The sequence below is a fragment of the Paraburkholderia sp. J10-1 genome (genome assembly GCF_905220165.1).
Taxonomy (GTDB): Bacteria; Pseudomonadota; Gammaproteobacteria; order Burkholderiales; family Burkholderiaceae; genus Paraburkholderia.
The window spans coordinates 847,524-868,207 of sequence record NZ_CAJMYW010000002.1; the positions used below are offsets into that span (position 1 = coordinate 847,524).

A 20,684-nucleotide genomic window follows, 5' to 3' on the forward strand; every position below is an offset into this window, starting at 1 on the left:
GTACCCCCCGCGCCGTCCCCCACGGCGCACAATCACAACTAGTACACACGGAGATGAGAGACATGCAGGAACAGTACATTCTTGCGCTCGACCAGGGCACCACGAGTTCGCGCGCCATGCTGTTCGACCGCCAGGGCAATATCGTTTCGGTCGCTCAAAAGGAATTCGAGCAGATTTATCCGCAGCCGGGCTGGGTCGAGCACGATCCGCAGGAAATCTGGTCGACGCAGGCCGGCGTGGCCGCCGAGGCCGTCACGCGCGCGGGCCTGAACGGCACCAATATCGCCGCGATTGGCATTACGAACCAGCGCGAGACGACCATCGTCTGGGACCGGGAAACGGGCCATCCCATCTATAACGCCATTGTGTGGCAGGACCGCCGCACGGCCGACTTCTGCGACTCGCTCAAGGAGCGCGGCCTCGAAGAAAAAGTGCGCGCGAAGACCGGCTTGCCGATCGACTCGTACTTCTCGGGCACCAAGATCCGCTGGATTCTCGACAACGTGCCCGGCGCACGCGAAAAAGCGCGTCAAGGCAAGCTGGCGTTCGGCACCGTGGACAGCTGGCTCGTGTGGAACTTCACGAAGCACGAACTGCACGTGACCGACGTGACGAACGCGTCGCGCACCATGCTCTTCAACATTCACACGCGCCAATGGGACGACGAGCTGCTTGACGCGCTCGAAATTCCGCGCAGCATGCTGCCCGAAGTCCGTTCGTCATCCGAAATTTATGGCCCGACCAAGACCACGGTGTTTGCCTCGAAGATTCCGCTGGCCGGCATCGCGGGCGACCAGCAGGCCGCGATGTTCGGCCAGATGTGCACGAGCACGGGCATGGTGAAGAACACCTACGGCACGGGCTGCTTCCTGATGATGAACACGGGCACGAAGCCCATCGAGTCGAAGAACAACCTCGTGACGACGATTGCCTGGCAGATCGGCGACGAGGTCAACTACGCGCTCGAAGGCAGCATCTTCATTGCGGGCGCGGTGGTGCAGTGGCTGCGCGACGGCATGGGCATTATCAAGAGCGCGCCGGAAATCGAGGCGCTCGCCGCGAGCGTGCCGCATACGGATGGCGTGTACCTCGTGCCGGCCTTCGCGGGCCTCGGCGCGCCGCACTGGAACGCGCACGCACGCGGCACGCTGTTCGGCGTGACGCGCGGCACGACCTCGGCGCACCTTGCGCGCGCGGCGCTCGACTCGATCGCGTACCAGTCGCTCGACGTGCTGGCTGCGATGGAAGCGGATTCGGGTATCAGCGTGGGCGAGTTGCGCGTGGACGGCGGCGCGAGCGCGAACAATCTGCTCATGCAATTCCAGGCAGACCTGCTCGGCGTGGATGCGGTACGCCCGAAGATCACCGAAACCACGGCGCTCGGCGCGGCCTACCTCGCGGGCCTTGCAACGGGCTACTGGCAAAACGTGGGCGAGTTGCAGACCCAGTGGAAACTCGACCGGCGTTTCTCGCCGTCGATGCCGGCCGCGCAGGTCGACGCCTGCCGCGCGGGCTGGCAGCGCGCGGTGCGTGCGGCCAAGGCCTGGGCGGACGACTCGCACTGAGCCGCGCAATCCGCCTTTCAAACAAACAAGCATAACTAATTAACATAACCCGCAGCGGGTTCGCATGCGCTACATGCGCATGCGCCGCGCGGGCAGAGAGAGACTTCGACAATCATGTCACCCTATCTTGCGGAATTCATTGGCACGGCCATTCTCGTGCTGCTAGGCAACGGCGCTGTCGCCAACGTGCTGCTCGCGAAAACGAAGGGCAAGGGCGCCGACCTCATCGTCATCGTGATGGGCTGGGCCATGGCCGTGTTCGTGGCGGTCTACGTGACGGCCTCGTTCAGCGGCGCGCACCTCAACCCCATCGTGACGATCAGCCTCGCGCTGGCGGGCAAGTTCGCCTGGTCGAAGGTCGGCGGCTATATCGCGGCGCAGATGCTCGGCGGCATGGCGGGCGCACTGCTCGTGTGGCTCGCCTATCGCCAGCACTTCGCAAACGAAGCCGATCCGGATATCAAGCTCGCGGTGTTTTGCACGGCGCCTGCTATTCGCAGCAAGCGGCACAACGTGTTGACGGAAGCGATCTGCACCTTCGTGCTGATTCTGGGCGTGCTCTATCTGGCCTCGCCGCAGGTGGGCCTCGGCGCGCTCGACGCGCTGCCCGTGGGCCTGCTCGTGCTCGGCATCGGCATTTCGCTCGGCGGCCCGACCGGCTATGCGATGAGCCCGGCGCGCGATCTCTCGCCGCGCATCATGCACGCGCTGCTGCCCATTCCGGGCAAGCGCGACAGCGACTGGCGCTATGCGTGGATTCCGGTGTTCGGCCCGCTTGCCGGCGGCGCGGCTGCGGCCGGTCTCTATCATTACCTGCACGCAATGCACTGATGCCCGTCGCGCCTGTCTCGCAGGCGCGTTGCAGTGCACAAAGCCCGCGAACGTCAAGGCGTTCGCGGGCTTTTGTTTATCTGCGTATCTATAACGCATAACGTTTGAAAGGGCGCGATCCGGTTTCGCTATCGCCTCATGCGGCTTTCGGATTGTTCGGCTATCGCGGCGCACCTATATTGGCTGTCAACGATGCATTCCAATATCAGGAGACGCCACATGAAGCTGGTCCGCTGGGGCAGTAAGGGGGCTGAAAAGCCGGGTGTGATCGACAACGAGGGGCGCGTGCGTGATCTCTCCGGCGTCACGCCAGACGTGGCCGGCAAGCGCCTCGGCGCGGCTGCGCTGCGCGAACTCGCGGCACTCGATCTCACCGCCTTGCCGCTCGTTCCCGCCAACACCCGCCTGGGCCCGTGCGTGGGCGGCGTCGGCAAGATCGTCTGCGTGGGCCTCAACTACTCCGACCACGCCGCCGAATCGAATATGCCCGTGCCCAAGGAGCCGGTGCTCTTCCTCAAGGCAACGAGTTCCGTCACCGGCCCCAACGACGACGTGCTGATTCCTCCGGGCGCGAAGAAGGTCGACTGGGAAGTCGAGCTAGGTGTTGTGATCGGCGAAGAAGCGCGCAATGTGCCGCGCGAGCGTGCGCTCGATTATGTGGCCGGTTATTGCGTGGTCAACGATGTTTCCGAGCGCGAATGGCAGATCGAGCGCGGTGGCCAATGGGACAAGGGCAAGGGCTACGACACTTTCGCGCCGCTCGGCCCCTGGCTCGTCACACGCGACGAAGTCGCCGACCCGCAGGCGCTCGACATGTGGCTCGAAGTCGACGGCAAGCGCTACCAGAACGGCAACACGCGCACGATGATCTTCGACGTGGCCACGCTCGTTTCCTATATCAGCCAGTTCATGAGCCTGCAGCCCGGCGATGTGATCTCGACCGGCACGCCGCCGGGCGTGGGCATGGGGCAGAAGCCCGAGCCGATCTATCTGCGCGCGGGCCAGACCATGCGCCTCGGCGCGAGCGGGCTCGGCGAACAACAGCAACGCCTCGTGGCGGAACAAGGAGGGCAGGCGCAATGAATCAACTGGATCTGAAGAATCGCGTGATGGTGGTGACGGGCGGCGCACGCGGTCTGGGTTATGCCGTGGCACAACGCGCACTGCGCTCGGGCGCGGCGGTCGCGTTGTGGGACATCGACGCCGAGCGGCTCGAGCGCGCGCGCAGCGAGTTGTCGGAGCTTGGCAATGTCTCGGTGGTGACAGTCGAGTTGACCGATGAAGCGTCGGTCGAGGCCGCCGCGCAGCAAACCGTGAAGACGCACGGCGCGATTCACGCGCTCGTGAACAGCGCAGGCATTACGGGCGGCAATGGCCTCACGTGGGAGTTGCCCGTGGAGGTGTGGCGCCGCGTGATCGAAGTGAATCTGATCGGCAGCTACCTCACCTGCCGCGCCGTGGTGCCGCGCATGATCGAGCAGGGGTATGGGCGCATCGTCAATATCGCCTCCGTGGCCGGCAAGGAAGGCAATCCGAATGCTTCGCACTACAGTGCATCGAAGGCCGGAGTGATCGGGCTCACCAAGTCGCTCGGCAAGGAGCTTGCCACGAAGGGCGTGCTCGTCAATGCCGTGACGCCGGCGGCGGCCAAGACCGAGATCTTCGATTCGATGTCGCAGCAGCATATCGACTACATGCTCGCCAAGATCCCGATGAACCGCTTCCTGATGCCGGACGAGGCCGCTTCGATGATCGTGTGGCTCACGACGGAAGACTGCGCATTTAGCACCGGTTCGGTGTTCGATCTTTCGGGCGGACGCGCAACGTACTGAGGCGGCAAGCATGACCCGCGCGCATGGGTCTGATTGAGCGCGCGGGAACACGATAACGGCGCAGCGGTAACAGACAAGCGCCGACAGGAGACATTGATGTCGATCGAGGCACCTGGCTTGGCACCCACCCTGGCAGAAGCCGCTGGCCGCAAGGCCATGCGCCGCCTCTTGCCGTTCCTGCTCTTGATGTACGTGCTCGCGTTTCTCGACCGCGCGAATATCGGCTTCGCGCAAAAGGCGCTGCAGCACGATACGGGCCTGTCGGATGCGGCATTTGCCTTCGGCGCCGGCGTGTTCTTCGTCGGCTACGCGCTGTTCGAAGTGCCGAGCAATCTCGCGCTGCACCGCGTGGGCGCGCGCATCTGGATGTGCCGCATCATGGTCACGTGGGGCCTGATTTCCGCGGCCATGGCGTGGGTGCAGTCGCCTACCTCGTTCTACGTGCTGCGATTCCTGCTGGGCGTGGCCGAAGCGGGGTTCTTCCCCGGGATCATCTATTACCTCACGCAGTGGTTCCCGCAGTCCTCGCGTGCGCGCGCGATCGGCGTGTTTTATTTCGGCGCGCCACTTGCGTTCATCTTCGGCGGGCCGTTGTCAGGACTTCTGATCGACATGCACGGCACCTTCGGGCTCGCGGGCTGGAAATGGCTCTTTCTCGTAGAGGGCGGCCTTGCCTCGGTCGTGGGCGTGTGGGCTTTCTGGTATCTCGTCGACAAGCCCGAGGACGCGCGCTGGCTGAACGCCGACGAACGCCGCGCGCTTTGCAGCGCGATCCAGCTCGATGCGCGCGAGGCCGCCGCGCATGGTCCGCGCGATGCGCTCGCTGCGTTGTTCGACCGCCGCGTGCTCGCCTATGCCGGCATCTACGCGCTGATCCAGATGAGCGTGTACGGCGTGATCTTCTTTTTGCCGCAACAGGTGGCCTCGATCGTGGGCGCATCCGTGGGATTGAAGGTGGGCCTGCTCGCGGCGGTGCCCTGGCTGTGCGCCGTGGCGCTCACGTGGATCGTGCCGCGCCGCGCGGACCGCCTGGGCGGTCATCGTGCGTGGGCTGCGCGCCTGCTCGTGATGTCGGGTGCCGGCATTGTGGTCTCGGGCCTGGCGGGCGGTCTTGGCGGCACGGCGGGCGCGATCGTCGCGATGGTCGGCCTGTGTTTCGCTGCAAGCGGCTTCATTGCGGCGCAGCCGCTCTTCTGGACCTTCCCGGCGCGCGACCTTGCGGGCGCGGCCTCGGCCAGCGGTATTGCGCTCATCAACTCGCTCGGCGGTCTGGGCGGTTTCGTCGCGCCGATGCTGCGCGCCGCCGCCGACCGGAACTTCGCTTCACACGCGGCGGGCCTCGAACTGCTCGGCCTTGCGAGCATTGCCGCCGCGCTGCTCATCCTTATCGTCGCGCCGCGCGCCGTTACCCCGGCGGCTCGTTCGTTCGAGCCGCCCGTGCGGCGCGCGCGTTAATCCACTACACAGGAGCTACGTCACATGGCCATGCCAACCATCAAACACGTGCGAGCCTTCACCGTGCGCGGCGGCGGCGCCGACTATCACGATCAACCCGACGGCCACTGGATCGACGACCACATTTCCACGCCCATGGCGCGCTATCCCGAGTATCGCCAGAGCCGCCGCTCGTTCGGCATCGACGTGCTCGGCACGCTCGTCGTGGAAGTGGAGGCGAGCGACGGCACCGTGGGCTTTGCCGTGACCACGGGCGGCGAGATCGGCGCGTTCATCGTCGAGAAGCATCTCGCGCGCTTTCTCGAAGGGCAGGTCGTTACCGACATCGAGAAGATGTGGGATCAGATGTACTACGCCACGCTCTACTACGGCCGCAAGGGCGTTGTGCTCAACACCATTTCGGGCGTCGATCTCGCGCTGTGGGACCTGCTCGGGCAGATTCGCAAGGAGCCTGTGTATCAACTGCTCGGCGGCCCGGTGCGCGACGAGCTGATGTTCTACGCGACCGGTGCGCGCCCCGACCTCGCGAAGGAAATGGGCTTCATCGGCGGCAAGCTGCCGTTGCTGCACGGTCCGGCCGAAGGCGAGGAGGGCCTCCGGAAGAACATCGAACTGCTCGCTACGATGCGCGAGCGCGTGGGCGACGACTTCTGGCTTATGTATGACTGCTGGATGAGCCTCGACGTGCGCTATGCCACGCGCCTCGCGCAAGCCGCGCAGGAGTACAACCTCAAGTGGATCGAGGAATGCCTGCCGCCCGACGACTACTGGGGCTATGCCGAACTGCGCCGCAACGTGCCGCGCGGCATGATGGTCTCCACGGGCGAACACGAGGCCACGCGCTGGGGCTTTCGCATGCTGCTGGAAATGGGGTGCTGCGACCTGATCCAGCCTGACGTGAACTGGTGCGGCGGCATGACCGAACTCATCAAGATTTCGGCGCTCGCCGACGCGCACAATGTGCTGGTCGTTCCGCATGGCTCGTCGGTGTACAGCTATCACTTCGTCGTGACGCGCCACAATTCGCCGTTCGCGGAATTCCTCATGATGGCGCCGAAGGCCGACAAGGTGGTGCCGATGTTCACGCCGCTGCTGCTCGACGAACCGGTGCCGGTGAAGGGCCGCCTCAAGGTGCCGGATGCGCCTGGCTTCGGCGTGCGGCTTAATCCGGACTGCAAACTGTCGCGTCCTTATACACATTAAGCGCAGCGAAAGCGCGCTGATCGAGGCTCATCGAAAGCTACGAGGAGAAAGCACGTGCTGCTCAAGGACAAGGTGGTGATCGTCACCGGCGGTTCGCGCGGCATCGGCCGCGCCATTGCGATTGCCAGCGCCCGCGAGGGCGCCGATGTCGCGATCAACTACTGGGGCGACAACGACGCCTCGTACGGCCGCCGCTCGGCGATCGACGAGGTCGTGGGCGAGATCGAGCGGCTAGGGCGCCGCGCGATTGCGCTGGAAGGCAACGTGGCCGCGCCGCAAACCGGCGTGGACCTCGTGAGGCAGACGGTGGAGCGCTTCGGCAAGGTCGATGTGCTCGCAAGCAATGCGGGTATCTGCCCGTTCCACTCGTTTCTCGACATGCCGCCCGCCGTGCTCGAACGCACAATAGGCGTGAACCTGAACGGCGCGTTCTATGTGACCCAGGCCGTTGCGCGTCAAATGAAGGAGCAGGGCACGGGCGGCGCGATCGTGGCGACGAGTTCGATCAGCGCGCTCGTGGGCGGCGGCATGCAAACGCACTACACGCCGACCAAGGCCGGCGTGCATTCGCTCATGCAGTCTTGCGCGATTGCGCTGGGACCCTATGGCATACGCTGCAATTCGGTGATGCCGGGCACGATCGCCACCGACCTGAACGCCGAAGACTTGAGCGACGAAAGCAAACGCGAGTACTTCGAAAAGCGCATTCCCCTCGGGCGCCTGGGTGCGCCGGAGGACGTGGCCGAATGCGTGGTGTTTCTCGCCTCGGACCGCGCGCGCTATGTGACGGGCGCGGCGTTGCTCGTCGACGGCGGGCTCTTCGTGAACCTGCAGTGAAAACGCATCAATGAGGAGCGAGCGCGGCTGCGTGCGAACCACCGTGAGCGATATCGTCCATCTTGAAGGGCTGCGAAAAGCGCCGCAGCAAGCCGACGAAATGCTCGGCGGGCTCCGCAAGCGGCTCGTTCTTGCGCGTGAGCACGCCGTAGCCCGGCAGGCTCTTGCCGATTTCGAGCGGCAGCACGACGAGCAGCTTGCCGCGCACATGGTCGCGCACGACCGGCTCGGGCAGCATGGCCACGGCGTCGAAGCTTTCGAGCAGTTGCAGCGTGGCGAAGATCGAGGCCGACTCAGTGAGATTGGCGGGCGTGCCAAGACCGGCACGCGCAAGTTCGCCTTCGAACAACTCGCGCGCGGGGCTCGCAATGGGCTGTGCCACCCATGGCCAGTCCATCAGCTCCGCGAGCGTGACGTGTTCGCGCCGTGCAAGCGGATGGCGCGCGCGCACCACGAGCACGAGCGTTTCGCGTGCGATGGGCTCGAAGCTGAAGTCGTTGTGCTGCAGCGGCGTGGTGAGGCGCCCGAGCGCGAGATCGACTTCGCGGCGATGCAGCAGTTGCACGACCTGGTCGCTCGTTTCGCCGAGGATGCGCACGTGCAGCAGCGGCCGTTCGGTCTTGAGCGTGGCGACGGCTTGCGCGAGCAGGTCCGGCGCGGCGCCCATGATCGCGCCCACGGTGAGCTGGCCGTGACCGCCGCGGCGCTTCACGTCGAGGTCTTCGGCAAAGCGCGTGAGTTCGGCGAGCGCGCGGCGCGCGTAGGCGAGCGTGACGACGCCAAGCGCGGTGGGCTGCATGCCGCGCGCATTGCGCTCGAAGAGCCGGAAGCCGAACGCTTCTTCGATGTCGCTCAGCATGCGGCTCGCGCTGGGTTGGGCGACGTTGATGGCGTCGGCGGCTTGATGAACGTTGCGCGCGTCGTCGAGTGCGACGAGCAAGGCGAGATGTTTGAATCTGAGCCGGTTGACGAGTGCGACGACGGCAGTTTGATGATTCATGGAGCGATCCGGTTTGTGCATCGCCCGATCCCAACATCGGATTGGTTGGCTATCGATGCGGGAATTATAGTCGGATCACAACGCGGCTAACTACGTAAAAACGCGTGCCGTTGCGCGCTGCGAAGCCAGGGCAAACACCGAGGCAACGCGCGCGAGGCGCAATGAAGCGCACGCCGAAACAAGGCTGGACGGAGACACGATCATGGAGACAATTGCGTTTCGCATGCAGCTCGATCCCGGCAAGCGGGACGAATACGAGCGGCGTCACCGCGAAATCTGGCCCGAACTCGCGAGCGCGCTGCGCGATGCGGGCGTGAAAAATTACCGCATCTTTCTCGACGAGGCGACGCACCATCTCTTCGCCGTGCTCGAACGCCGCGACGATCACACCATGGACGCGCTGCCCGAGTTGCCCGTCATGCGCAAATGGTGGGATTACATGGCCGACATCATGCAAGCGGACGCGCACAACGTGCCGCTGCAACAGCCACTCGTGCAGGTTTTCCATTTGCCTTGAGCACACGCGAGGAGCATGCCATGCAGGTCGTCGATCCGCACGTCCACTTCTGGAACCTCGATACGCATCATTACCCGTGGCTCGCGAATCCGGGCACGTCGTTCGTGGGCGATGCGCGCGAGCTCAAGCACAACTATCTGCCTGACGACCTGCTGCGCGAGGCGGGCGACATCGACGTGCTCAAGGTCGTGCACGTCGAGGCGAATCACGATCCTGAAGATCCGGTGGAGGAAACGCGCTGGCTGGAGTCGATTGCGGACAACGCAGCGAACGCGGGTGAAGCACGCGCATTGCCTGACGCCATCGTGGCCGCATGCGACCTGAGTGCGCCGAACGCGGCCGCCGTACTCGAAGCGCACGCCGCCTTCGCTCGCACGCGCGGCATTCGCCAGATTCTCAACGTCCACGAAAACAAGCTCTACGACTACGTGGGCCGGCACTACATGCGCGAGGCGACATGGCGTGAGAACTTCGCGCTGCTGGAGAAGCATGGGCTTTCGTTCGACCTGCAGATTTATCCCTCGCAGATGGAGGAGGCGGCCGCACTCGCGCAAGCGCATCCCGGCATCCAGCTAGTAGTCAACCACGCGGGCATGTTCGTCGACCGCAACAGCGTGGCGGGCTACCGTGCGTGGCGAGAAGGCCTGCGCCTGCTCGCGGCGTGCCCGAACGTAGCCGTGAAAATCAGTGGGCTGGCAATGTTCGATCATGAATGGAGCGTCGAAAGCCTGCGGCCTTATGTGCTGGAAACGATCGACGCGTTCGGTGCGGATCACGCAATGTTCGCCTCGAACTTTCCGGTGGACCGCCTGTTCGGCGGCTATTCGAAGCTATGGCATGCGTATGCGTCGATCGTGAGCGGCGCGAGCGAGAGCGAGCACGCGGCGCTATTTCGCGGCAACGCTGAACGTATCTACCGCATTTGAGTGTGCGCGCAACGACATGGAGACAGGTGTGGAAGCAGAAAAAGTCACGGCCGGCGGCACTCCGCGGCTCGAGTTGCGTAACGCGAGCAAGTCGTTCGGGCGCGTGCGCGCGCTCATCGACGGCAGCTTGAGGCTCATGGCGGGCGAGGTGCACGCGCTGCTCGGCGAAAACGGCGCGGGCAAGTCGACGCTCGTGAAGATTCTCGCGGGCGTGCACCAGCCCGATGGCGGCGAAATGCGTATCGACGGCGTGGCGCGCGCGTTCGCGACGCCTGCGCAGGCCCGCGACGCCGGCATCGCGGTGATCTATCAGGAGCCCACGCTGTTCTTCGATCTTTCGATTGCGGAGAACATCTATATGGGCCGTCAGCCCGTGGATCGCGTGGGCCGCATCGACTACGACACGATGCATCGCGAAGTGGCGGCGCTGCTCGAATCGCTCGGTGTCGAACTGAAGGCAGAGCGGCTCGTGCGCGGCCTTTCGATTGCGGACCAGCAGGTGATCGAGATTGCGAAGGCGCTGTCGCTCAACGCGAACGTGCTCATCATGGACGAGCCGACTGCCGCGCTTTCGCTGCCCGAAGTCGAGCGGCTCTTTACGATAGCCCGCACGTTGCGCGACCGGGGCGTGGCGATTCTCTTCATCACGCACCGGCTCGAAGAAGTGTTCGCGCTCACGCAGCACGTGACGATCATGCGTGACGGCGCCAAGGTGTTCGACGCACCCACGGCCACGCTCAAGACTCAGGACATCGTCGCGAAGATGGTGGGGCGCGACCTCGCCACGTTCTACCCGAAGGCCGAAGTGCAGCCAGGCGACGTGATGCTGCGGGTGCGCGGCCTCACGCGCCGCGGAGTATTCAAGGACATATCGTTCGACGTGCGCGCAGGCGAGATCGTCGCGCTTGCGGGGCTCGTGGGCGCGGGGCGCAGCGAAGTGGCGCGCGCGATATTCGGCATCGATCCGTGTGATGCGGGGCAAGTCCAGATCGCGGGCAAGCCGCTCGCGTCCGGCATGCCCGCCGCTGCTGTGAAAGCAGGCCTTGCGCTCGTGCCGGAGGACCGGCGTCAGCAAGGCCTTGCCCTCGAACTGAGCATTGCGCGCAATGCGTCGCTCACGGTGCTCGGGCGGCTCGTGCGCTTCGGCCTCATCTCCACGGGGCGCGAAGTGCAGCTGGCCGGACAGTGGGGCACGCGCCTGCGCCTGAAGGCGAGCGATCTGAACGCACCGGTGGGCACGCTTTCGGGCGGCAACCAGCAGAAGGTGGTGCTCGGCAAGTGGCTTGCCACAGGACCGAAGGTGCTCATCATCGACGAACCGACGCGCGGCATTGACGTGGGCGCGAAGGCGGAAGTCTACGGCGCACTCGCAGAACTCGTGAAAGAGGGCATGGCCGTGCTGATGATTTCGAGCGAACTGCCCGAAGTGCTCGGCATGGCGGACCGCGTGCTCGTCATGCACGAAGGCCGCATTACGGCCGATATTGCGCGCGCCGACGCCAACGAAGAGCGCATCATGAGCGCCGCGCTCGGCGAGACCAACATTCATCTGGGGCACGCCGCATGATGCGCCATTCCACTTCTCCTCATCCCTTGCACGGCGGCGAGCCGCGCGCGCAGCGGCGCAACGCTGGCGCGTGGGCCGAAGCGCTGGCGCGCAGCCGCGAGACCACGCTCTTCGTCGTCCTGCTGCTGATCGTGGGCGGCACGGCGCTCGCGCGGCCGCAATTCCTCAATCTGCAGAATCTGCGCGACGTGCTGCTGAACGTCTCCATCGTGAGCTTGCTCACGGCGGGCATGACGATCGTGATCCTGATGCGCCATATCGATCTCTCGATCGGGTCGACGGTCGGCATCAGCGCCTATGGCGTGGGCAGTCTTTACGTGGCGTTCCCGCATATGCCGGTGCTCGTTGCGCTCGTCGCGGGGCTTGCCATCGGACTCGTTGCGGGCGCAATCAATGCGTTGCTCGTGGCAGTAGGGCGTGTGCCGTCGCTCGTCGCGACGCTCTCCACGCTCTACATTTTCCGCGGCGCCGATTATGCGTGGGTGCACGGCGGGCAGATCAACGCCACGAGCCTGCCCGATGCGTTTTCGCGGCTCGCCACGGGCTCGGTGCTCGGCATTCCGGTGCTGGCGCTCATCGCGCTCGTATTGCTCGCCGGACTTTCGGTGTATCTCAAGCAGTTCCGGCCGGGCCGCGAGTACTACGCGATTGGCTCGAACCCGGAAGCGGCGCGGCTTGCCGGCATCAATGTGGAGCGCCGTGTCGCGACGGGCTTTCTGATCAGCGGCGCGATAGCGGGCCTGGCTGGCGCGCTGTGGCTCTCCCGCTTCGGCACCGTGGATGCGAGCACCGCGAAGGGCATCGAACTGCAGGTGGTCGCGGCCGCCGTGGTTGGCAGCGTGGCGATCACGGGCGGCGTGGGCACGATACTCGGCGCGACGCTCGGTGCGCTCGTGCTGGGCGTGATCAGCATTGCGCTCGTGGTGCTGCATGTCTCGCCATTCTGGGAACAGGCGATTCAGGGCGCGCTGATCGTGGCCGCCATCGCCGCCGATACGCTGCTCGCCCGCTCCGTGGCAAAACGCATGATGAGGAAACGCGACCATGGCTAAGAACCACCCGAAACCCGACGCCGCGCTGCTCACGCGCAAGCCCGGCCTGCCGCTTAGCTGGGAAGCGCTGCTCGTCGTCATTCTCATTGCCTCGCTGGTGGTGGGGCGCGTGCTCTCGCCTGTGTTCCTCACGGGAGCGAACATCAGCAACGTGCTCGCCGATCTCACCGAAGTCGCGCTCATGGCGTTGCCGATGACGCTCATCATCGTCGCCGCCGAAATCGACCTTTCCGTGGCCTCAGTGCTCGGCGCATCGAGCGCGTTGCTGGGCGTGCTTTGGCACATGGGCTTGCCGATGCCCCTCGCCATGGCGCTCGTGCTCGTGGCGGGCGGCCTCGCGGGCCTCTTCAACGGGCTCGTGATCGTGAAGCTCAATCTGCCTTCGCTCGCAGTGACGATCGGCACGCTCGCGCTCTTTCGCGGGCTGGCTTACGTGCTGCTCGGCGACCAGGCGATTGCCGACTTTCCGCCGGGCTATACGCTCTTTGGCATGAGCAACCTGGGCAGCACCTTCATTCCGCTGCCGTTCCTGATCGTCGCGGCATGCGCCATCGTGTTCACGATCCTGTTGCAGGCGACCGCTTTCGGCCGCAGCCTCTACGCGATCGGCGCGAACAGTACGGCCGCATCGTTCTCGGGCATCGACGTGCCGAAGATCAAGCTGCGCCTGTTCGTGATGTCGGGCGTGATGAGCGCGCTCGCGGGCATTGTCTATACGCTGCGCTTCACGAGCGCGCGCGGCGACAACGGCGAGGGCTTCGAGCTTTCGGTGATCGCGGCGGTGTTGTTCGGCGGCGTGAGCATTTTCGGCGGGCGCGGGTCGATGTATGGCGTGCTGCTCTCGCTTGTGATCGTAGGTGTGCTGAAGAATGCGCTCACGCTCGTCGACGTGTCGAGCGAGACGCTCACGATCGTGACCGGAGCGCTGCTGCTGGCGTCGGTGCTGATCCCGAATCTCGCGGCGCGCTGGCGCACGCTGCGCGACAAACGCGCGCTCGCACGGGCGGCTTGAGCATGGTGTGAAAGAGGGAAATGAAGTCAAGAGGTAGTCAAATCAACCGGATGCGTCCGGTACCCATCGAGGAGACGATTCATGAGAAAGCCAGTACGTCACGTGTGCACGGCCTTGCTGTGCGCGATGCTAGTGGGAGGCGGTGTCGCGGCGCATGCGGCCGGCATCAAGGAAGGGCTGAAGATCGCGTTCGTGCCCAAGCAGATCAACAACCCCTACGAGGTGATCGCCGATAACGGCGGCCTGGACGCCATCAAGGAGTTCAAGGGCGAAGGCAAGGCGGTGGGGCCGTCGGACGCGGGCGCGTCCTCGCAGGTCTCGTACATCAACACGCTCACCACGCAGCACCAGGACGCGATCGTGATCGCGGCCAATGACGCGAACGCGCTCGTGCCGTATTTGAAGCGCGCGATGGACCAGGGCATCAAGGTCGTTACGTTCGACTCGGACACGGCGCCCGAGGGGCGGCAGATCTTCGTGAACCAGGCGAATGCAGAGGGCATTGGCCGCGGCCAGATCCAGCTCGTTTCGAAGCTGATGGGCGGCGAGGGCGAGTTCGCGATTCTCTCGGCCACGCCCAACGCGACGAACCAGAACACCTGGATCAAGTGGATGCAGGAAGAGCTGAAGAAGCCCGAGTATTCGAAGATGAAGCTCGTGAAGATCGCCTACGGCAACGACGACGACCAGAAGTCCTTCGTCGAGACGCAAGGCTTGCTGCAGGCGTATCCGAACCTGAAGGCGATCGTTGCGCCTACATCGGTCGGCATCGCGGCGGCGGCGCGTTACATTTCCTCGTCGCCGAGCAAGGGCAAAGTGGTGGTGACAGGCCTCGGTACGCCTAACCAGATGCGCGCGTTCGTGAAGAACGGCACCGTGAAGGCGTTCCAGCTTTGGGACCCGGGTGCACTCGGTTATCTCGCTGCGTATGCTGCCGCCAATCTGGCTTCGGGCACGATCACGGGCAAGGAAGGCGAGTCCTTTGATGCGGGCAAGCTCGGCAAGCGCACGATCGGCAAGAGCGGCGAAGTGATTCTCGGGCCGCCCACGACGTTCGACGCTTCGAATATCGATAACTTCAACTTCTGATTGGCGTTGCCTGCGGGTTGATGCGGAGTGCTGAACGACCCGGCTTGCCCGGGTCGTTTTTTACTTGTCGTTCGTTTCGGGCTTCGCCGTGGCGCGCGGCGGCATGGGCTGAGGCTCGGCCGCCATCCCGTCAGCCGGGTAAAGATTGAGAAACGATCTCGCTTCGTCCATCGAGCGGCTAGCAAGCCAGTTTTCATACTCGGAAGGCGGCACGATCACCACCGAACGTTTCTCGTCCCCGGGCTTGTGAAAGCGGTTCATGAGCGGATGCTCGCTTGCATTGACCGTGAGCATCGTGAACGAGTACGCACGGCCGGCCTCGCCTTCGTCCCACTCGCGCCATAAGCCGGCAATGGCGAACGGCGCGCCATCGGCAAGACCAATGCGCCAGCGTACCGCGTTGCCGGTCTCGTAGCTCGGCTCGAAAAACGCCTCGCACGGAATCAAACAAAGTTGCAGCTTTTTCCACGCGCCACTGAAACTGCGCTTTTCACCCACTGATTCAGCGCGCGCATTCATCGTGTCGAACACTTTCACGCCGGGCGGAATGTGCTTGCGCGGCACCATGCCAAAGGTCGCGAGCAGGGCTTCGCGCGCGTCGGGCTCATCCGGCACCTCGCTCGCCCGGCGGATTACCGGCGCGGCATAGTCCTTGTAGATCTCGTCGCGCCAAGGGTCGTCCGGCGGCAGGACGCCGTAGTGCCTGAAGAGGTAGTCGCGGCGTGCGGCGGCGTAGTTCGTGCACATGGTCGTCTCTCCGTCCCGTCCTTCAGATTCATTCTGACATGTGATAGGCTGTATAAATATACAGTGTTTTGGGGCGGATAATGGGACGCGATCATCGTCACTTCCCTCCGCTCACGGCAGCGGAACTGGCTGAAATCTACGACCGGAATCCCTTGCCGGTCGTGTTGCGGTTGCTTTGGGAAATCCACCGGCTGCGCTCCACCATCAGCCGGGCGAACCAGATCCGGCTGACGATCGGCAAGCGCGTGGGCACGGCGAATACGCCGGCAGGCATGTGGGAGCGTTTCGAGCAGGACCTCGACGCGGAGCCGTGTTTGACCGATCCGCTCACGGCGCGCCAAAAGGGTTTGCTGCATGAGGGCGAGCCGCAGGGGCGGCTGCGACGCAGGCGGCGCAATGGCGATTGAGCGTCCCCCATCATGTGGGCTCCCCCACGTTTGTGAACAATTCGCAATAAATCGTATGGCACGTTGAAATTTGGTTGTAAGTGGCCCTTGTTAGAGTCCCTGAAAGCAGTTGTCTTTCGTGGCAGTCAACACAAGAGCGACTTCTCATGGCTATTGTCCGTACATGCTGGTTCGTTCTGGCGCTGCTTCTCAGTGCTCCCGTCTGGGCATACCAGACGCGTGTCGTCTCGATCCCAAGCACCGCGATGCAGCGCTCGTTCGACGCGACCGTCGTCCTGCCCGACGACTACGCGCGCGGCAACCACGCCGCGCGTTTTCCGGTCATCTACGTGCTGCACGGCTCGGGCGGCAGTTATGCCGACTGGACCTCGAACACCCACATCGGCAAGCTCGCCGACCGTTACCACGTGGTGCTGGTGATGCCGGACGGCGGCCACGAAAGCTGGTACATCGACAGCCCGTTCGATCGGAGCAGCCGTTATGAAACCTATGTCGGCAACGAGGTCGTGTCGTATATCGACATGCATTTCCGCACGATCGCCACGCGCGAGGGGCGCGCGATCACGGGTTTGAGCATGGGCGGTTTCGGCGCACTGCGCATTGCGCTGGACCGCCAGGAGACGTTCGGCGCGGCCGGCAGCATTAGCGGCGCCGTCGATCCGCGCAATTGCGACGACGAACCGGGCATCGCTCACGTATTCGGCGATCCCGCGCGGCACGCGTCGTTCTGGAACAGCAATGCGATCGTGGATAGTGCGCAGGACTTCGAGCATGCGCATATCGCGCTCACCATCGACTGCGGCGTGAGCGACTTCTTCGTGCAGTCGAACCGTACGCTGCACGAAAAGCTCGTCGAACTGGGCGTGCCTCACGATTACGCGGAACGCCCGGGCGGTCATACGTGGTCCTACTGGTCGAACTCGATCCGCTATCAGGTGCTCTTCTTCGCCACGACATTCCAGCGCGCCGGCTGGCATCCGCAAGTGGCGTAACGCGTCGCGGCTCGCGCGCGTTTGCCAACATCTTTCCATCACACGATTGCCCGCAGCGCGTGCCCGACCTCAGGCACCGCGTTTGCTCCAATGGTCCTGCAGGGATGGGCGCGTAGATCCGTCCCGCTCAACCAGATGCCGGGCATCGGGCGACCGCACGCGGCGCCGGGGCGCGGCGACCACCCTTGAGCCGGATCACACCGGGTGCAGGAGGACGTCATGCTTCAATACGCTGTCATTTTCTTTATCATCGCGATCATCGCGGCCGTGTTCGGTTTCGGCGGCATCGCGGCGGGTGCGGCATCGATCGCCAAGATCCTGTTCTTCATCTTCCTCGTGGTTTTCCTCGTCACGTTGCTGCTTGGCGTCGTGAGAAGGGGTTAACCGGCGAGCCACGTTTGTTACGCTTGTTGCAGTCGAAGTGCAGCCCGCCCGCGTGGGCTGCACTTTTTTGTGTTCAATGCTCTGTTGCGTGTTGTGATTCGTATAACGAATCAAATCCGTGCCCTCGCGGCCGGGCGCGTCACGCGATGGTATCCACCACGCCGCCATCCACGCGCAACGCCGCGCCCGTCGTGGCCGATGCTTCCTTCGAACACGCGTAGACGATCATGTTCGCGACTTCCTCCACGCTCGCCGCGCGGCGGATGATGGAAGAGGCACGATGCGTCTGCACGAACTGCGCGGCGACTTCCTCGACGGTTTTGCCCGAAGCGGCCACTTCGTCCTTGAGCATATGCGACACGCCTTCCGAAAGCGTCGGGCCCGGCAGCACCGAATTGACCGTGACGCCGGTACCCGCCAGGCGCTTGGCGAGGCCGCGCGCGAGCGCGAGTTGCGCGGTTTTCGTCATGCCGTAATGAATCATGTCGGCGGGAATGTTCAACCCCGATTCCGATGAAATGAACACAATGCGCCCCCAGCCACGCTTGACCATCGCGTTCGCATAGGCGCGCGAGAGGCGTACGCCCGACATCACATTCGTTTCGAAGAAACGCAGCCATTCGGCATCGGGAATCTCGAAGAAGTCCTGCTGCTGAAACACGCCGAGATTGTTCACGAGAATGTCCACCTGCGGATGCGCCTTCACGAGTGCGTCGCATCCCTCTGCGCTGGAAAGATCGCCGACGAAGCCTTGCACCCGCGCACCGGGCGCCGCGGTGCGCAGCGCCGCCTCGGCTTCGCGCACGCTTTCGGTGCGACGGCTGCTGACGATCACGTCGGCGCCCGAGAGCGCGAGGCCTTTCGCCGCGGCAAGACCGATGCCGGCAGCCGAGCCGGTGACGAGCGCGAGTTTTCCAGTCAGATCGATTTTCATGCGGGCTCCTTGAGGGGGGAGGCAGGCCACGCTTCTGAACGCGCGTTGAACGTGCGGGGCGCAACGCCGGTCGCGGCCATCGTGAAGGGAACGGGCAGTGTACTGCGCAGCGGCGTTGGAGGTATTCTCGGGCGCCTCAGTCGATTCACTCACCTCATTCACCCATAGCCGGATCGCTCACGCTGTCCTTGCCGGTTTCCAGACGGCCCGCAAAGCGCCGCAATACACCGTTCTCCGCGCTTAGCGTGAAGTCGTACCAGCCGCCCGAATCCGCGAGCGCCCAGTTCGGCTGCACCTGCTCGCCGGAGCGTAACGCGTAAGTCCACGGTCCGTCGATGCGGTAGGCATTGGCCGCTATGGTCACGTTCGAAGCCGTGCTTGCGCGATTCGCGATGCCAAGCTCGAGCGTATTGTTCGCGGCGTCATGGCGCACGCGCACTTCAGGATTCGGCCCGTGCACCGCCGCGCGCACGTTGCCCTCGAATGCGCGATGAAAGCCGTTCGGCCCAAGCACCCACAGGCGGTATGCGCCGTTGTCGGAGGCAGCGGGTGTCCAGGTGTCGTGCAATGTCTTGCCTGCCTCGACGGTGTAGCGGCGCGGCGGCTTGTCGAGGTGAAGCTGGTCGTACACGTGAAATACGGCGCCGGCCTGTCCTTCGTTGCCGAACTCCAGCTGAATCTTGTGATGACGCCCGTCGACGCTCGCATCCACGTTGAGGCGGTACGGCAGTGCGCGCGAGGGCCGCGCCTTGCGCGCCTGCTGCGGCATGGTCTGCAGGTCGGGCTGCGGCACCGGCACGGGTTTGAGGGCGTTCTGTTGCTTGTTCAACGCGTCGGCGGCGGCTTTCGTCGGCGCGGAAAACGTCTGCACCGGCTTTTCGTTCGGTGTGCTGAAATTGAATGCCGAGGTGAGGTCGCCGAATACGGCACGCCGCCACGGGCTGATGTTCGTCTCACGCACGCCGAAGCGCGCTTCGATGAAGCGCAGCACCGACGTGTGATCGAAAACTTCCGAGTTCACATAGCCGCCCGTGCTCCACGGCGAGACGACGATCATCGGCACGCGCGGCCCAGGCCCGAATGGCAGGCCGTCTGGCTTGACCGGCTTGCCGTCGCCGGGAGGATTCGGCATGGTGAAGTATTCGTGGCGCGTGCTGGTGGTGGATTTGCCCGCGTACTCGCCATCCTTGATGGGCGAGGGCGGGCAAGGCGGCGGCATGTGATCGAAGAAGCAATCGTTCTCGTCGAAGTTCACGAAGAGCACAGTCTTGCTCCAGATGTCCGGGTTGCGCGTGAGCGCTTCGAGCAGCTTCTGGAGGTAGTAGGCGCCCTGGCCTGGCGTCGATACGGCTGGGTGCTCGCTATAGTCCTGCGGCGCGACGATCCAGCTCACCTGAGGCAACCGGTTCGCCGCGATATCGTCATTGAGCGCCTGCAGGAAGCCGCCATCGGGCATCGTATTGCCGACACCCTTGTACAAGGGTTCGCGCGCGTCGAGCGCCTCGGTCCACGGCACGTTGGGCGAACCGTCGATTGCCTCGAGCGCCTTGCGATAGCTCGCGAACCCGACGAGCGGATTGTCCGTGTAGTTATCGGGCTGATTCTCATACACCTTCCACGTCACGCCTGCGGCCTGCAAGCGTTCGGGATACGTGGTCCATTTCAGGCCCGTGGCCGGCGCGGCGATGTTGTCCCAGCCGTTGTTGTCGACCACCGCGTATGGCGAGGCCGTGGGGCCATTGGTGCCGGTGAACAGAAAGAGCCGGTTCGAGTTGGTGCCGCCGTGCAGCGAGCAATAGTAGGCGTCGCAGATCGTGAAGGCGTTGGCGAGCGCGAAATGAAACGGCAGGTCGGCGGCCTGAAAGTAACCCATTGAAGCGTCGCCCTTGAACTTGGGCCAGTGCGTCATGCGGCCATGGTCCCAGGCCTCGTGGGCGTCGGCCCAGTTGTGTGCGCCGCCCGCGAGCAACGCGTTGCCCTTGCGGCTGTCCAGGTAGAACGGCAGCAGCGTGCGTGAGCCATCGCTCTGCTGCCAGACATTGGCGCCGCCGGGTAGCGGAATCGTGAAGCGGTCCGAGAAGCCGCGCACACCGGGCAGCGTGCCGAAGTAGTGGTCGAAGGCGCGGTTTTCCTGCATGAAGACGACGATATGCTGCACGTCTTCAATCGTTCCGGTCGCATTGTTTGCAGGAATGGCCAGCGCCCGCTGGATGGCGGGCGAAGCGAGGCTGAGCGTGGCGCCCGCGGCGGCGGCGCGAAGGAAATCACGGCGGTCCATCGAAGTCATGTTGTGTTCGCGTTGTTGTCGTTGTACTCGCGACCATTAGCATGACA

At 64.3% G+C, this 20,684-nt stretch carries 20 protein-coding genes; 16 read left to right on the forward strand and 4 right to left on the reverse strand.

Going from position 1 to position 20,684, the window contains the following annotated elements:
- The first annotated feature begins 62 nt into the window (after nucleotides 1-62).
- The 7 genes from glpK to U5A65_RS10680 all read left to right on the forward strand — a co-directional run bounded on the left by glpK (nucleotide 63) and on the right by U5A65_RS10680 (nucleotide 7,723).
- A complete protein-coding gene (glpK, locus tag U5A65_RS10650) occupies nucleotides 63-1,565 on the forward strand; it encodes a glycerol kinase GlpK (protein ID WP_321909471.1) in 1,503 nt (500 codons plus the stop codon).
- A gap of 114 nt (nucleotides 1,566-1,679) precedes the next feature.
- Nucleotides 1,680-2,396 (forward strand): MIP/aquaporin family protein, encoded by a 717-nt coding sequence (locus U5A65_RS10655; protein WP_042261976.1) that lies wholly within the window; start codon nucleotides 1,680-1,682, stop codon nucleotides 2,394-2,396.
- Nucleotides 2,397-2,615: 219 nt separating this feature from the next.
- Nucleotides 2,616-3,479, forward strand: a complete 864-nt coding sequence (locus U5A65_RS10660; RefSeq protein ID WP_321909469.1) for a fumarylacetoacetate hydrolase family protein — start codon at nucleotides 2,616-2,618, stop codon at nucleotides 3,477-3,479.
- Nucleotides 3,476-4,228 (forward strand): SDR family NAD(P)-dependent oxidoreductase, encoded by a 753-nt coding sequence (locus U5A65_RS10665; RefSeq protein ID WP_321909467.1) that lies wholly within the window; start codon nucleotides 3,476-3,478, stop codon nucleotides 4,226-4,228. The genes U5A65_RS10660 and U5A65_RS10665 overlap by 4 nt, the downstream gene beginning before the upstream one ends.
- Before the next feature lie 96 nt (nucleotides 4,229-4,324).
- Nucleotides 4,325-5,683: an MFS transporter gene (locus U5A65_RS10670; RefSeq protein WP_321909465.1), complete on the forward strand. Its 1,359-nt coding sequence runs from the start codon at nucleotides 4,325-4,327 to the stop codon at nucleotides 5,681-5,683.
- A 24-nt stretch (nucleotides 5,684-5,707) separates the two neighbouring features.
- Nucleotides 5,708-6,886, forward strand: a complete 1,179-nt coding sequence (gene rhmD / locus U5A65_RS10675; RefSeq protein ID WP_321909463.1) for an L-rhamnonate dehydratase — start codon at nucleotides 5,708-5,710, stop codon at nucleotides 6,884-6,886.
- A gap of 54 nt (nucleotides 6,887-6,940) precedes the next feature.
- On the forward strand, nucleotides 6,941-7,723 hold the full coding sequence (locus U5A65_RS10680; RefSeq protein WP_158760364.1) for an SDR family NAD(P)-dependent oxidoreductase: 783 nt from the start codon (nucleotides 6,941-6,943) through the stop codon (nucleotides 7,721-7,723).
- Between the two features lie 7 nt (nucleotides 7,724-7,730).
- On the opposite strand, the gene U5A65_RS10685 is transcribed toward U5A65_RS10680, so the two are convergent.
- A complete protein-coding gene (locus U5A65_RS10685) occupies nucleotides 7,731-8,723 on the reverse strand; it encodes a LysR family transcriptional regulator (RefSeq protein WP_321909461.1) in 993 nt (330 codons plus the stop codon).
- A 202-nt stretch (nucleotides 8,724-8,925) separates the two neighbouring features.
- On the opposite strand from U5A65_RS10685, the gene rhaM reads away from it, so the two are divergent.
- The 6 genes from rhaM to rhaS all read left to right on the forward strand — a co-directional run bounded on the left by rhaM (nucleotide 8,926) and on the right by rhaS (nucleotide 14,886).
- Nucleotides 8,926-9,240 carry an L-rhamnose mutarotase gene (rhaM, locus tag U5A65_RS10690; protein ID WP_321946242.1) on the forward strand — a complete coding sequence of 105 codons (315 nt, stop codon included), beginning with the start codon at nucleotides 8,926-8,928 and terminating at the stop codon, nucleotides 9,238-9,240.
- A gap of 20 nt (nucleotides 9,241-9,260) precedes the next feature.
- Nucleotides 9,261-10,166 (forward strand): amidohydrolase family protein, encoded by a 906-nt coding sequence (locus U5A65_RS10695; protein ID WP_321946243.1) that lies wholly within the window; start codon nucleotides 9,261-9,263, stop codon nucleotides 10,164-10,166.
- Between the two features lie 28 nt (nucleotides 10,167-10,194).
- Nucleotides 10,195-11,733, forward strand: a complete 1,539-nt coding sequence (locus U5A65_RS10700; protein WP_321946244.1) for a sugar ABC transporter ATP-binding protein — start codon at nucleotides 10,195-10,197, stop codon at nucleotides 11,731-11,733.
- Complete coding sequence (locus U5A65_RS10705; RefSeq protein ID WP_321933639.1) at nucleotides 11,730-12,785, forward strand: ABC transporter permease; 1,056 nt, start codon at nucleotides 11,730-11,732, stop codon at nucleotides 12,783-12,785. Before U5A65_RS10700 ends, U5A65_RS10705 begins: the two co-directional genes overlap by 4 nt.
- A complete protein-coding gene (locus tag U5A65_RS10710; RefSeq protein ID WP_321946245.1) occupies nucleotides 12,778-13,797 on the forward strand; it encodes an ABC transporter permease in 1,020 nt (339 codons plus the stop codon). Before U5A65_RS10705 ends, U5A65_RS10710 begins: the two co-directional genes overlap by 8 nt.
- A gap of 81 nt (nucleotides 13,798-13,878) precedes the next feature.
- Nucleotides 13,879-14,886, forward strand: a complete 1,008-nt coding sequence (rhaS, locus tag U5A65_RS10715; protein WP_321909454.1) for a rhamnose ABC transporter substrate-binding protein — start codon at nucleotides 13,879-13,881, stop codon at nucleotides 14,884-14,886.
- Nucleotides 14,887-14,946: 60 nt separating this feature from the next.
- Here the strand turns inward: rhaS and U5A65_RS10720 are convergent, their stop codons facing one another.
- A complete protein-coding gene (locus U5A65_RS10720) occupies nucleotides 14,947-15,633 on the reverse strand; it encodes an SOS response-associated peptidase (protein WP_321946246.1) in 687 nt (228 codons plus the stop codon).
- An 80-nt stretch (nucleotides 15,634-15,713) separates the two neighbouring features.
- On the opposite strand from U5A65_RS10720, the gene U5A65_RS10725 reads away from it, so the two are divergent.
- The 3 genes from U5A65_RS10725 (at nucleotide 15,714) to U5A65_RS10735 (ending at nucleotide 17,416) form a co-directional block, all read left to right on the forward strand.
- A complete protein-coding gene (locus tag U5A65_RS10725; RefSeq protein WP_158760356.1) occupies nucleotides 15,714-16,040 on the forward strand; it encodes a hypothetical protein in 327 nt (108 codons plus the stop codon).
- A gap of 146 nt (nucleotides 16,041-16,186) precedes the next feature.
- Complete coding sequence (locus tag U5A65_RS10730) at nucleotides 16,187-17,032, forward strand: alpha/beta hydrolase family protein (RefSeq protein WP_321909449.1); 846 nt, start codon at nucleotides 16,187-16,189, stop codon at nucleotides 17,030-17,032.
- Between the two features lie 219 nt (nucleotides 17,033-17,251).
- Nucleotides 17,252-17,416 (forward strand): DUF1328 family protein, encoded by a 165-nt coding sequence (locus U5A65_RS10735; RefSeq protein ID WP_027820439.1) that lies wholly within the window; start codon nucleotides 17,252-17,254, stop codon nucleotides 17,414-17,416.
- A gap of 139 nt (nucleotides 17,417-17,555) precedes the next feature.
- On the opposite strand, the gene U5A65_RS10740 is transcribed toward U5A65_RS10735, so the two are convergent.
- Together U5A65_RS10740 and U5A65_RS10745 are read right to left on the reverse strand one after the other, a co-directional pair.
- Nucleotides 17,556-18,350, reverse strand: coding sequence for an SDR family oxidoreductase (locus tag U5A65_RS10740; RefSeq protein ID WP_321933633.1), 795 nt, complete (start codon nucleotides 18,348-18,350; stop codon nucleotides 17,556-17,558).
- Nucleotides 18,351-18,504: 154 nt separating this feature from the next.
- On the reverse strand, nucleotides 18,505-20,637 hold the full coding sequence (locus U5A65_RS10745) for a phosphocholine-specific phospholipase C (RefSeq protein ID WP_321946247.1): 2,133 nt from the start codon (nucleotides 20,635-20,637) through the stop codon (nucleotides 18,505-18,507).
- Nucleotides 20,638-20,684: the final 47 nt, after the last annotated feature.